Below are 13313 nucleotides of genomic sequence, written 5' to 3'. Positions count from 1 at the left end.
GTCAAGTCCCGCCGTCGGCTCGACCATACGCACCCGGGAGACGGGTCAGTCCAGGAGGTCCGGCTCGTCGCGGCTGACGCGCTGCCACAGCGGCTGGTAGTTGATCCAGGCCACCAGGTCGCCGCCGAGCTGCTCCCGGGTGGCCACCGCCTGCCGGTGGTCGATCAGGACCGGCCGCCCGGCCGCCCGCGCGGTCAGCTGCACCTGGCAGGACCGCTCCATCGACAGGAACCACCAGGCGGCGGCGTCCACCGAGTCGCCGACGGTCAGCAGCCCGTGGTTGCGCAGCACCAGTGCCTTGCCCGAGCCGAGGGTGCGCGCGATGCGCCGGCCCTCCTCGACGTCCACGGAGACGCCGGAGTAGGTGTCGTACAGGGTGTGGTCCTCGTAGAAGGCGCAGCTCTCCTGGGTGATCGGGTCGAGCAGTTCGCCGAGGGCGGCGAGGGCGCGGCCGTGCACGGAGTGGCAGTGGGCGACCGCGACGACGTCCGGGCGGGCGGCGTGGACCTGGGAGTGCACGGTGAAGGCGGCCTGGTTGACGTGGTGGCGGCCCTCGACGACCTGGCCCTCGGAGTTGGCCAGCACCAGGTCGCTGACGGTGATGTGTCCGAAGGGCACGCCGAAGGGGTTGACCCAGAAGCAGTCGCTGAACTCGGGGTCGCGGGCGGTGATGTGCCCGGAGACGCCGTCCTCGAAGCCGTGGCGGCCGAACAGGCGCAGGGCACCGGCCAGCCGTTCCTTGCGGTAGCGGCGCTCGTCGGCGACGGAGTCGTGCTTGGGCGGCATCGCGAACCGCAGCTGGGCGGTGGGCAGCGGCGGGGGCGGGATGGCTCCGGGCGTCCCGTGCATGTGGCGTGTCCTCCCGGTGTCGGTGCGGCGGCGTCGGTGCGGCGGCGTCTCTGTAGGGGCGGAAGTTACCGGCGGTGCGTCCTTTGGGACAGCTCCTGTCCAGGAACGGCCCGGCGATACCGGACAGGGGGCGTCTGGATGGGTCGGCAGACTCGGAGCATGACCTCCCTCGCACACCCACCACACACGCGGAAGAGGTGGAACGGCCGGAGCCGTTCCACCTCTTCCGGGTCGAGCTGACGCGGGTCGTGCGGGCCGTCAGGCGCGCCCAGGGAGGACCGGGGTCAGACCCAGGGGGGTCACTCCCACTCGATGGTGCCCGGGGGCTTCGAGGTCACGTCGAGGACGACGCGGTTGACGTCCTTGACCTCGTTGGTGATCCGGGTGGAGATCTTGGAGAGCACGTCGTAGGGCAGCCGGGACCAGTCGGCCGTCATGGCGTCCTCGCTGGAGACCGGGCGCAGCACGATCGGGTGGCCGTAGGTGCGGCCGTCGCCCTGGACGCCGACGGAGCGGACGTCGGCGAGGAGGACCACCGGGCACTGCCAGATCTCGCGGTCCAGGCCGGCCGCGGTCAGCTCCTCGCGGGCGATGGCGTCGGCCTCGCGCAGCAGGTCGAGCCGCTCCTTGGTCACGTCGCCGACGATGCGGATGCCGAGCCCGGGGCCCGGGAAGGGCTGGCGCTGGACGATCTCCTCGGGCAGGCCCAGCTCCTGGCCGACCATCCGGACCTCGTCCTTGAACAGCTTGCGCAGCGGCTCGATGAGCTGGAACTCCAGGTCCTCCGGGAGCCCGCCGACATTGTGGTGCGACTTGATGTTGGCTGTGCCGGTGCCGCCGCCGGACTCGACCACGTCCGGGTAGAGGGTGCCCTGGACGAGGAACTCGACCGCCGGACCCTCGTCCGCGATGATCTCCAGCTGGGCCTGCTCGAAGACCCGGATGAACTCCCGGCCGATGATCTTGCGCTTCTCCTCGGGGTCGGAGACCCCGGCCAGCGCCTTCAGGAAGCGCTCCTCGGCGTCGACGACCTTGAGCTGCACGCCGGTGGCCGCGACGAAGTCCTTCTCGACCTGCTCGGTCTCGCCCTTGCGCATCAGGCCGTGGTCGACGTAGACGCAGGTCAGCTGGGTGCCGATGGCCTTCTGGACGAGGGCGGCGGCGACGGCGGAGTCCACGCCGCCGGACAGGCCGCAGATGGCCCGCCGGTCGCCGACCTGCTCGCGGATGAGGGCGACCTGCTCCTCGATGACGCTGCCCGTGGTCCAGTCCGGGCGCAGGCCCGCGCCCCGGTACAGGAAGTGCTCGAGGACCTGCTGGCCGTGCGTGGAGTGCATGACCTCGGGGTGGTACTGGACGCCGTAGAGCTTCTTCTCGTCGTTCTCGAAGGCGGCCACCGGCACGACGGCGGTGGAGCCGGTGACGGTGAAGCCCTCGGGGGCGGCGGAGCAGGCGTCGCCGTGCGACATCCACACGGCCTGCTCGGCGGGGGTGCCCTCGAAGAGGGTGGAGGAGGGCTTGGAGACCGTCAGGTCGGTGCGGCCGTACTCACGGGCGCCGGAGTTGTCGACGGTGCCGCCGAGGGCGGTGGCCATCAGCTGGAAGCCGTAGCACATGCCGAAGACGGGGACGCCGGCCTCGAACAGCGCGGGGTCGACGGTCGGGGCGCCCGGCTCGTAGACCGAGGAGGGGCCGCCGGACAGGATGATGGCCGCCGGGTTCTTGGCGAGCATCTCCTCGACCGGCGTCGAGCTGGGCACGATCTCGCTGTAGACCCGGGCCTCGCGGACTCGGCGGGCGATGAGCTGGGCGTACTGCGCGCCGAAGTCGACGACCAGGACGGTGTCGGGGGCGGCGGCAGCGGGAGTCGCTGATGACACGGGGTGCCTTCCGGCGGTCGGGCGGGGGCTTGTGCCACCGATTCTACCGAGGCGACCGGACCCGCCGTCCCCGTCCGCAGCCCCCTCCCCCGGTCTCACCATGCGAACCGGCTTGGACACGGTCCGTCCGCACGGCATACTGACCGCATGCTCACGCACCCGACCTTCGTCTTTACCTATGGCAACCGGCCCACCGGCTGCCATGGTCGTGCTGCTTGAGCAACTGACGAGCGACTTCCCAGGCGCCCCGGGCCGACAAGGTCCGGGGCGCCTGCGGTTTTCCGGACCTTCTCGCTCCGGGGCCGCCGCCCCAGCCGAGGAGCAACCCCATGACCAGCGTCACCACCGAGACCACCGCCGAGACCGCCACCGAGACCGCCACCGAGCCCACCGACGTGATCGGCGGCGCCCGCGCGCGCATCGACGCGCTCGACGACCGCATCATCGGCCTGATCCAGGAACGGATGGCCGTCTCGGCCGTCATCCAGGACGCCCGGATCGCCGCCGGCGGCCGGCGCGTGAACCTGTCCCGCGAGACCGAGGTGCTCGGCCATTGGCGGGACGCCCTCGGCCGGCCGGGCACCGCGCTGGCGATGACGCTCCTGGAGCTGTGCCGGGGTCGCATCTGAGTTCGGCCGCCGTCTCACCCGTACGGCGCGTGACCGGCCCGCCGACGGCTTCGTTCTCCCGGTGTCCGTGTCAGCCAGGGGCGGGCCCGAAAGAACCACGCGTGGCTCGCTGGAGCGATGAGACGTACGGATCGTGCCGCACGTCGTGGGACCTCGCTCCAGGGAAGTGACCGGACGGCAGGGGACAGCAGCCCGGTCACCCAAGTGACGGCCGGCTCCGGGGACGCCCGGGGCCGGCCGGACGGGGCCGGGCCGTCTCCGCCCGCCCGCAACATCGACAACTTCTGTGTCTCACGTCACATAAAGATCCTGTCAGTTCGCGGACAACCATTCCCAGGGCGTAGTGATCAAACACGCCGAACGGATGGACTCACGCCGGACTAACTGAGGTCTTCATGAAGATTCGTCGCGCCCTGGCCGCAGCGGCCGCCACGGCAGTCATCGCCCCGGTGGCACTGCTCACCGCGCCCGCCGCGTTCGCGGACGGCGACGCGACGCCGTCCCCGTCGGCCTCGGTCACCAGCACCGAGTCGCCCACGGACACGCCGTCCCCCACCGCGTCGGTCTCCACCGAGCCGTCGGCCACCACCACGCCGTCGGCGACCAGCACCCCCGACCCCACCGCGACCCCCTCCGCCACCGCCACCGACTCGGCCTCGCCGACCGGCACCCCCTCGGCGACCGGCACCCCTTCTCCGAGCGCGTCCACGCCCGAGGAGACGGAGACCCCGGAGCCCGAGCCGAGCGAGTGCGCGGACACCAAGGTCGACGTCAGCTTCTCCGGCCTGCCCGGCAAGATCCAGGCGGGCAGCGGCTGGCACGAGTTCTCGCTGAACGTGGTCAACAACTCCGACTCCACGCTCCAGGACCTGGCCTACCTGGCCGGCGCCTCCCCCGACCAGGACGGCGAGGAGCTGTTCAAGAGCAAGCAGGTCACCCTGCAGGCGTACAACCCGGACGGGAAGCGCTGGGAGACCCTCGACGAGGCGGGTTGGGCCGTGGGCTGGGCCGGCGTCACGGACGAGCTGAAGCCGGACTACGAGGTGAACGTCCCGCTGCGCGTGAACGTGAAGGCCGGTGCCCCGGTCGGCGCGGGCTTCACGCTCGGCGCGACGATCTACGGTGACGCCGACTCCGAGTGCGTCGGCTTCGGCGAGGTCGCCTACAAGTTCCAGATCGTCGCCCCCGGCACGGACACCGACGGCACGGAGCCGCAGGAGGGCGGCAGCGCCCCGGTCACCGACGAGCAGCCGGCCGCCAACGCCCCGCGGGTCAACGGCAGCCTCGCCGAGACCGGTTCCAGCTCCGCGCTGCCGGTGATCGGCCTGGTCGGCGGTGCCGCCGTCGTCGCCGGCGCCGGTGCGATCTTCGTCGTCCGCCGCCGCAAGGCCGGTACGCCCGCGTAACGCGGAGCACCGCATACGAGAAGGACCCGCACTCGGAGGGGGGTGCGGGTCCTTCTGCGTGCGCTGTCCGTCCTACGCCTTGGGCGGCACCGTCGGTATCCCCAGCAGCGGCAGCTTCAGCGCGCCGAAGGCGTCCGCCGGGACCGCCGGGGACCTGGGTGCGACGGGGGCCAGGCGCTCGTACGCCCGGCCCGGCGCCGGACGCGGGTCCTCCTCGCCCTTGTTCGGCCAGAACGACATCGCCCGCTCGGCCTGCGCGGTGATCGTCAGCGACGGGTTGACGCCCAGGTTCGCCGAGACCGCGGCGCCGTCCACGACCGAGATGCCCGGGTGGCCGTGGAGCCGGTGGTACGGGTCGATGACGCCGGTCTCCGGGGAGTCGCCGATGGGGCAGCCGCCGAGGAAGTGCGCGGTGAGCGGGGTGCCCATCAGCTCGCCGACGTTGGACCCGGCGAAGCCGTTGATCTCGGCGGCGAGCGCGGAGGCGGCCTCCGTGGCGGCCCTGATCTGCTTGGGGTTCGGCGCGCCGTGGCCCTGCCGGGCGGTGAGCAGGCCCTTGCCGACGCCGCCGGGCTTCAGGTACGTCGTCAGCGAGTTGTCCAGGGACTGCATGACCAGCCCGATGATGGTCCGCTCCGACCAGCGCCGGTTGGAGAGCGAGCGGGCGACCAGCATCGGGTGCCGGGCGGCGTGCACCAGCCAGCCGAGGGCGCGCGAGGAGCCCTCGGCGTAGGGGACCTGGAGGATGGACAGGCCGCCCATCGAGTTGGAGCCCTTGCCGTAGCGGACCGGCTCGACGTGGGTGTTCTCGTCGGGGTGGATCGAGGAGGTGATGGCGACGCCGCGGGTGAAGTCGGCCTTGGGCGTGCCGGTCGCCCGGCGGTAGCGGCGGTCGTCGGTCTGCGCGCCGACCAGGGCCTCGGAGTTGGTGCGGGTGAGGTCGCCGAGGCGCGGGGAGAGGTACGGCAGCCGGCCGCTCGCCTTCATGCGGTGCAGCAGCGTCTGGGTGCCGTAGGTGCCGGCCGCGACGACCACGCGGCGGGCGGTGAAGAGGCGTCCCTCGGCCTTCCTCTTCTTGTTCCGGCCGCGCCGGTCGGTCGGCAGGGTCGCCACCGCGTAGCCGCCCCGCGAGTCGTCGGTGACGGAGACGACCGTGGTCAGGGGGTGCACGACCGCGCCGGCCCGCTCGGCGAGGTGGAGGTAGTTCTCGTTCAGGGTGTTCTTCGCGCCGTGCCGGCAGCCGGTCATGCACTCGCCGCACTCGGTGCAGGCGGTGCGGGCCGGTCCGGCTCCGCCGAAGTACGGGTCGTCCGCGGTGGCGCCGGGCCGGGCCTTGGCCGCGCCGTCCGCGTCCTCGCCGTCGCCGAAGAAGACGCCGACCGGGGCGAGGTGGAAGGTGTCGCCGACGCCCATCTTCTGCGCCGCCGCCTTCAGGTGGACGTCGGACGGGGTCATGGTGGGGTTGAGGCGCACGCCCAGCATGCGGCGGGCCTGGTCGTAGTGGGGCGCCAACTCCTCCTGCCAGTCGGTGATGTCCTTCCACTGCGGGTCCTCGAAGAAGGGCTTCGGGGGGACGTAGAGGGTGTTGGCGTAGTTGAGCGATCCGCCGCCCACGCCGGCGCCGGCCAGGACCATGACGTTGCCGAGGAGGTGGATGCGCTGGATGCCGAACATGCCTAGCTTTGGCGCCCAGAGGTAGTTCTTGAGGTCCCAGGAGTTCTTGGGGAGGGTCTCCCTGGTGAAGCGGCGGCCGGCCTCCAGGACGCCTACGCGGTAGCCCTTCTCCGTGAGGCGGAGGGCCGTTACCGAGCCGCCGAAGCCGGAGCCGATGACTAGGACGTCGTAGTCGTAGGCGTCTGCGTCCTTGGGCACGGGGTCTCCTCTTTGAGTGTCGCGTGCGGGCCGTCCTGGGCTGGTCGCGCTCACGCGGCGGAGCCGCAAGTCGATACAGCCCCGCGCCCCTGAAGAAGGTCGGTCACCTGAACCGGAGTGTCTTCATGGCACGCAAGCTGCGGCTCATGAACTGGGCGTACTTCTCGTCGTCCATCCCCAGCGAGGGCGCCATCGGGAGCAGGCGCTGGTGGGCGACCGTCTGGGCCTCGGTGTACTTGAGGATGCCCTCCGAGCCGTGGCGGCGGCCGAGGCCCGAGTCCTTCATGCCGCCCATCGGGGACTGCACGCTGCCGTAGGCGGGGGCGTAGCCCTCGTTGACGTTCACCGTGCCGGTGCGCAGGCGGGCGGCGATGTCCCGGCCGCGGCGGCCGTCCTTCGTCCACACCGAGGAGTTCAGTCCGTACGCCGTGGCGTTGGCCCGTTCGACGGCCTCCTCCTCGGTGCCGAAGCGGTGGATCGCGACGACCGGCCCGAAGGTCTCCTCGGCGCACAGGGTCATGGTCTCCTCGACGCCGTCGAGGATGGTCGGCTCGTAGAAGTACGGGCCGATGTCCGGGCGGGCGGTGCCGCCGGCGACGACCTTCGCGCCCTTGGCGACGGCGTCGGAGACGTGCGCCTCCACGGTCTTGAGCTGCCGCTCCCCCACCAGCGAGCCCATGTCGGCGCCGTAGGCGAGGGAGGTGCCGAGCCGCATGGCCTTCGTGCGGGCGGCGAAGCGCTCCAGGAAGGCGTCGGCGACCGACTCGTGGACGAAGAGCCGCTCGATGGAGATGCACAGCTGGCCCGCGGAGGAGAAGCAGGCGCGCACCGCGCCGGCCGCCGCCTTGTCCAGGTCGGCGTCCTCCAGGACCAGCATGGCGTTCTTGCCGCCCAGTTCCAGCGAGACGCCGACCAGGCGGGCGGCGGCGCCCTGGGCGACCTCGCGGCCGGTGCGGGTGGAGCCGGTGAAGGAGACGTAGTCGGCGTGCCGGACGATCTCGGGGCCGACGACCGGCCCCTCCCCGATGACGACCTGGAAGACCTCCGGCGGCAGCCCGGCCTCGATCAGCAGGTCGCGGGCCCACAGGGCGGTCAGGCAGGTCTCGGTGTCGGGCTTCATGACCACCGCGTTGCCGGCGGCGAAGGCGGGCAGCGCGTCGCCGACGGACAGCTCCAGCGGGTAGTTCCAGGGCGCGATCTGGCCGACCACCCCGCGCGGGTGGCGCAACTCGGTGACCTTGGTCAGCGTCGGCATGGCCCCGGCGTGCCGCTTGGGGCGCAGGTAGGCGGCGGCGCGGCGGCCGTAGTGCCGGGCGGCGATGGCGACGGCCTGCACCTCCTCGTGGGCGTGCAGGCGGGCCTTGCCGGTCTCCAGCTGGATCAGGTCGAGGACCTCGGCCTGGCGGGCCAGGACCAGGTCGTGGAAGCGCAGCAGCACCGCGGCGCGCCGGCGCACCGGCGTGCGGCCCCAGGCGGCCTGGGCGGTGCGGGCGGCCTCGAAGGCGCCGGCGACGTCCTCGGGCGTCGACTCGGGCAGGTCGGCCAGCTTCTCGCCGGTGAACGGCGTGTGGTTGGCGGTGCGCCCGGAGCCGGCCACGCCCCGGGTCAGCTGGGCGACCAGCTCCGGCGTGACCACGTCGGCGGCGGTGCGGGCGCCCTGCGGTGCGGGGGCGAGGGGGTTGGTGCCGGTGATGGCTGGTGCCTGCGCGTCCGTCATGAGCCGCAGGGTATGACGTCGGGCGGCCTTTGTGTACCCGTCGGTAATGGGCTTTCACCGACCGGTCACGACCGGCCGCATGCCGCCAGCGTCCACTGGCAGCAAACACCCTGATCAGCGCGTTGTGCTCCGCGGTGGCCGGTGGGCTCAGAGGTTGTCGATGTCCCAGTGGTCGATCACCGTCTTGGCGATGTCCCGGCTCTCGTCGGCGAAGTAGCCCTTGTACGGGTAGTCGATCCAGGCCCGGTACATGTCGCCGTTGCCGGCGCGGTAGTAGAAGAGGTGGATCTCCCGCTCGCGCGGGTTCTCGGTGTCCGCGGTCGTGTACCGGATGACGTTCTCGGCGGCCTTGCGGCCCTGGTACTCGGCCTCGCGCGGCTCGCCCTGCGGGACCGGCTTGTCGGCCATGTTCCAGCCGTACTCACCGTCCTTGAACATGTCCCAGTCCTGCCACCCGTAGGCCGAGGCGGTCGCCGGGATGGCGTTGTCCTTGTCCTCGGCCTTGATGTCGCGGTCCACCCGCACGGTGACCGCCCCGCTGGGGTCGGAGAAGGTGTCGCTGGTGCCGTCCCAGTCGTCGGGGTGCGGCGCCTTCACGAACGGGGCCGGCACGGCGACGCTCATGGCCTCCTTCTTGTCCAGTTCGTACCGCTTCCAGCCGTCCGGCAGCGACCCGGCGAAGGGGTCCGCGACCAGCAGGTACGACCCCAGCGCCACCGCGACGACGGCCGCGCCGAGCGCGATCCAGGTCCCCTTGCCGGGACGGTAGGAGCGCAGGCCGCCCGAGACGGCGGTGACGACGCGGACCGTCGGCGCCGGCGCCGGCGGGTTCGCGGCCTGCTCCAGCAGGGCGCGCACCCGGGCCGCGTCGGGGCGGCGCGCGGGGTCCTTCGCCAGCAGGCCGGTGATGGCCTCGGCCAGCGGGCCGTGCGCGGCGGCGGGCGGCGCGGGCACGGCGTTGAGCACCGACTGGAGCGTGGCGGGGGTGTTGCTGCGGCGGAACGGCGAGATGCCCTCCGTCGCCGCGTAGAGCACCACGCCGAGGGACCACAGGTCGGAGGCGGGGCCCGGACGGCGGCCGAGGACCCGCTCCGGCGCGATGTACTCCGGCGAGCCGACGAAGCCGCCGGTGTCGGTCAGGTTGGTCTCGCCCTCGATCTGCGCGATGCCGAAGTCGGTGAGGACGACCCGGTCGTGCCGGCCGAGCAGGACGTTGTCCGGCTTGACGTCCCGGTGCAGGACGCCGGCGGCGTGCGCGGCCTCCAGGGCGCCGAGCACCTCCAGGCCGATCCGGGCGGCCTCACGGTTCTCCAGGGTGCCCTCCTTGAGGGCGTCGCCCAGGGTGCGGCCGTGCACCAGCTCCATGACGATCCACGGCTGCTCGTCGACCACCGCCACGTCGTGCACGTTGACCACGGCCGGGTGGTCCAGCCGGGCCGCCGCGCGGGCCTCGCGGCGCATCCGCTCGAAGGCGTTGTCCCGTTCGCGGGCGGGGAGGCCGTCGGGGACCCGCGGCTCCTTGACGGCGACCTCGCGGTCCACGGTCTCGTCCGTCGCCCGCCACACCGTGCCCATGCCGCCGTGCCCCAGCTTGGCCACCAGCCGGTAGCGCCCGGCGATGAGCCGGCCCGCGCCCGGGTCGGACGCCGGCGGGGCCTCCGTCCGCACCGGCGCGACCTGCGTGGGTGTGGCGTACGGATTGCCGGGGTGCGGCACGGCGACGGGCGGGTCCTGGCGCGGGCCCGGCGGCTCCAGTCCGTAACTCGTGGGCTCGTCCGGCCCGTTGCGAGGTCCCCCGTTACTGCTCATGGTTCATCCATATCGCGGTGGAGGTGTCCCGATCCACCGCTTGTGGCCCGTGGTCACAGACCCGTGACGCGCGGTGCCGCTTATCTCCCCTTTAGGCATGTTGGGCGTGCTCCCCGGCGGTGACGGGCCGGGGGTCGGGGTCGCGGGTGCCGAACTCGACGGGCTGCCGCCGCCGCTGCCGCCGTGGTCGGCGAGCAGCGCCACCGCCGCGACGCCGGCGCCGGCCGCGAAGGCGACGAGGAGGAGGGCGGCGAGGGCACCACGGGCGGCGGGGCGGGTCCGGGTACGGGGCCGTACCCGGGGCTGGGTACGGCGGCGTGCCGGCGTGCGGCCGGTGGCGAGGTACGCCCGCAGCAGCCGTTCCGCCTCCTCGGCGTCCACGCGCCGCTCCGGGTCGCGTTGCAGCAGGCCCCGGACGACGGGCAGGATCGGCCCGGCCTCGGCCGGCGGGCGGATCGCGTCGGTGACGACGGCGCGCAGGACGCCGCCCAGGGAGTCGCGTTCGAAGGGCGAGGCGCCGCTGAGCACCGCGCACAGCAGGACGCCCAGCGACCACAGGTCGGCGGCGGGCCCCGCGGGCGCCCCGGACATCCGCTCGGGGGCGGTGTACTCCGGCGAGCCGACGAAGGCGCCCAGTTCGGTGAGGGTGGTGGCGCCGGCGACCTGGGCCACGCCGAAGTCGGTGAGCACGACCCGGCCGTCGGCGCCGACCAGCACGTTGGAGGGCTTGACGTCCCGGTGCAGGACGCCGGCGGCGTGTGCGGCGCGCAGCGCGCCGAGCAGGGCGACCCCGATGCGGGCGGCCTCGCGGGCGTCCACCGGGCCGTGCGCGCGGAGCCGGTCGGCCAGCGAGCCGCCGTCGACCAGCTCCATCACCATGTACGCGTGCGCGTCCTCCTCGACCACGTCGTGGACGACGATGACGTGCGGGTGCCGCAGCCCCGCGACCGCGCGGGCCTCGCGCAGGGTGCGCTCGCGGCGGCGCCGGGCCTCGGCGGCGGAGAGGGTGTCGTCCAGCGGGAGCGCCTTGACGGCCACCTGACGGGCCAGCAGCTGGTCGGTGGCCCGCCACACGATGCCCATGCCGCCGTGGCCGAGCCGCTCCTGGAGCCGGTAGCGGCCCGCGAGGACCCGCCCGCCCGCGCCCTCGGTCACCATGCGGCTCATGATGCCGCACCGGAGGCACGCGCTCCGGACCGCCGGGACGCCGGTGGCCGACAACCGACGGGCCGGGAGGGCGCCCCGCGGCCGGGGACCGGGTCAGCCGGGCTGCTCCTCCCAGCTGCGCAGCACCGTCCGGAACTGCTCGCGGGTGGTGGGCCAGTTCTCGGCGGGCGACGACATGTAGATCGCGTACTCGGTGCCGTCGCGGGAGATGTACGTCTCCTCGACGGCCCGGCGCGGACCGGGGAACGGCGTGTCCTTGGCCCGCGCGGTCCAGGTGTACTCCCAGTGGGCGCTCTTGCGGTCGCGGTAGGTGGAGGCGGCCAGGGTGACGCGGTGGTAGTCGGCCAGGCCCTGCAACTGCGCTTCCAGGTCGCGCTGGTGGGCGACCGGGTCGTCGTAGTCGGGGTCGGTCTCGACGGCCACCCGCAGGAAGTTCCGGCCGCCGTCGGGCGAGTAGTCGATCTGCTTCAGACCGCCGTCGGTGGTGAACTCCTCGCGCTTGAAGCCCTCGGGCAGCGAGAGGCTGAAACCCGCCGGGTCGTCGCGGCGCGTCCAGCCCGCCGGGACGGAGTCGGAGGGCTCCGAGGGGCCCGCACTCGGGTCGTCCTCGGAGGCGGAGGTGGAGGGCGACGGGCCGGAGGTGGCCGAGGTGGTCGGGCCGGGCGTGGGGCCCGCGCCGCCCTGTCCGGAGCCCCGGCCCTCGTCCCGGCTCTGGAGCCAGACGGCGGTGCCGCCGCCGACCAGGGCGGCCACCACGACGATCAGGGCGAGCGTGCGCAGGCGCCGGCGCAGGGGGCCGGCGGCGGGGACGGGCCCGGTGTGCGTCATCGGCCCGGTGGGGGTCGGGCCCGTGGCCGCCGGGGGCCAGGCCGGCGCCGGTCCCATGGCCGTCGGGCCGGTCGCCGGATGGCCAGTGGGGGGATGGCCAGCGGCGGGATGGCCGGTAGCGGGATGGCCGGCGGCGGGTTGCCCGGCCGTGGGATAACCCGGGGCCGGATGACCGACCGCTGTGTGGCCCGGCCCCTGGCCGGTGTCCCCGTACCCCACCGCCGGAGGGGCGCCCGGGTGCCGCCCCTCCGCCGCCGCGGCGAGCAGCCGCTCGGCCTCGGCGGCGGGCGGCCGGGCCGCCGGGTCCTTGCGCAGCAGGGCCTCGATGACGGGCGCCAGCGCGCCGGCGTTCCGCGGCTCGGGGGTCTGCTCCTCGACCACCGCCTGCATCGTGGTCAGCGGCGAGGTGCGGCGGAACGGCGAGACGCCCTCCACCGCCGTGTACAGCGTCGCGCCCAGCGCCCACAGGTCGGAAGCCGGCCCGGGGTCGTGGCCCCGGACGCGCTCCGGCGCGAGGTAGTCGACCGAGCCGACGACCTCGCCGGTGCGGGTGATGGTGGAGTCGCCCTCGATCTGGGCGATGCCGAAGTCGGTGAGCAGCACCCGGCCGTCCCGGCCGAGCAGCACGTTGCCCGGCTTGACGTCGCGGTGCAGGACACCCGCGGCGTGCGCGGCGCACAGGGCGCGCAGCACCCACAGGCCGATCCGGGCGGCCTCGCGCGGCTCGACCCGCTGCTCCTCCTTGACGGCGTCGGCCAGCGAGCGGCCCTCGACCAGCTCCATCACGATCCACGGCCGGCCGTCGTGCTCCAGCACGTCGTGCACGGTGACGACCGCCGAGTGGTTGATCCGCGCCGCCGCCCGCGCCTCGCCCCGGGTGCGCGCGAGCAGCACCGCCTGGTCGCTCTCGGTCACGTAGAGCGCCGCGGTCAGCTCCTTGATGGCGACGGTCCGGTGGAGCACCTCGTCGTGGGCGCGCCACACCCGTCCCATACCGCCGCTGCCGATGGCGTCACCGAGCCGGTAACGGTCCGCGACGAGCCGGCCCTGCATCTGATTCACGTTGCCCCGCAATGGTGTTGTCAGGGTCAGACTAAGGAACCGACCGCCTCCCGGGGAACGCCCGGGGGGTCACCGGGACAGCTCTGTGACGGTT

General features: G+C 73.5%; 9 protein-coding genes. 2 read left to right on the top strand and 7 right to left on the bottom strand.

The features are described 5' to 3' along the window. Nucleotides 1-45: 45 nt before the first annotated feature. Both ACGFZL_RS07460 and guaA read right to left on the bottom strand, forming a co-directional pair. Nucleotides 46-849 carry a class II aldolase/adducin family protein gene (locus ACGFZL_RS07460; RefSeq protein ID WP_393689987.1) on the bottom strand — a complete coding sequence of 268 codons (804 nt, stop codon included), beginning with the start codon at nt 847-849 and terminating at the stop codon, nt 46-48. Nucleotides 850-1148: 299 nt separating this feature from the next. After that, nucleotides 1149-2729, bottom strand: a complete 1581-nt coding sequence (gene guaA, locus ACGFZL_RS07455) for a glutamine-hydrolyzing GMP synthase (RefSeq protein WP_393689986.1) — start codon at nt 2727-2729, stop codon at nt 1149-1151. Nucleotides 2730-3058: 329 nt separating this feature from the next. Between guaA and ACGFZL_RS07450 the strand changes: the two genes are divergently transcribed. Then, a complete protein-coding gene (locus tag ACGFZL_RS07450; protein ID WP_393689985.1) occupies nt 3059-3358 on the top strand; it encodes a chorismate mutase in 300 nt (99 codons plus the stop codon). Nucleotides 3359-3753: 395 nt separating this feature from the next. Then, nucleotides 3754-4764, top strand: coding sequence for an LAETG motif-containing sortase-dependent surface protein (locus tag ACGFZL_RS07445; protein ID WP_393689984.1), 1011 nt, complete (start codon nt 3754-3756; stop codon nt 4762-4764). 72 nt (nt 4765-4836) lie between these two features. On the opposite strand, the gene ACGFZL_RS07440 is transcribed toward ACGFZL_RS07445, so the two are convergent. From ACGFZL_RS07440 to ACGFZL_RS07420, 5 genes are all read right to left on the bottom strand, one after another. Beyond that, the gene (locus tag ACGFZL_RS07440; protein WP_393689983.1) at nt 4837-6636 is read right to left on the bottom strand and encodes a GMC oxidoreductase; all 1800 of its coding nucleotides are present in this window, start codon (nt 6634-6636) and stop codon (nt 4837-4839) included. Between the two features lie 103 nt (nt 6637-6739). Then, nucleotides 6740-8353 carry a succinic semialdehyde dehydrogenase gene (locus ACGFZL_RS07435; RefSeq protein WP_393689982.1) on the bottom strand — a complete coding sequence of 538 codons (1614 nt, stop codon included), beginning with the start codon at nt 8351-8353 and terminating at the stop codon, nt 6740-6742. Nucleotides 8354-8500: 147 nt separating this feature from the next. Next, the gene (locus tag ACGFZL_RS07430; protein WP_393689981.1) at nt 8501-10162 is read right to left on the bottom strand and encodes a serine/threonine-protein kinase; all 1662 of its coding nucleotides are present in this window, start codon (nt 10160-10162) and stop codon (nt 8501-8503) included. A gap of 3 nt (nt 10163-10165) precedes the next feature. After that, complete coding sequence (locus tag ACGFZL_RS07425) at nt 10166-11329, bottom strand: serine/threonine-protein kinase (RefSeq protein ID WP_393689980.1); 1164 nt, start codon at nt 11327-11329, stop codon at nt 10166-10168. Between the two features lie 93 nt (nt 11330-11422). Next, nucleotides 11423-13210 (bottom strand): protein kinase domain-containing protein, encoded by a 1788-nt coding sequence (locus ACGFZL_RS07420; RefSeq protein ID WP_393689979.1) that lies wholly within the window; start codon nt 13208-13210, stop codon nt 11423-11425. Nucleotides 13211-13313: the final 103 nt, after the last annotated feature.

It is taken from the genome of Streptomyces sp. NPDC048182, from assembly GCF_043202555.1.
Taxonomy (GTDB): domain Bacteria; phylum Actinomycetota; class Actinomycetes; order Streptomycetales; family Streptomycetaceae; genus Streptomyces.
Note: the sequence above shows the minus strand (reverse complement) of the source record. Positions and strands in the feature narration are given on the sequence as shown.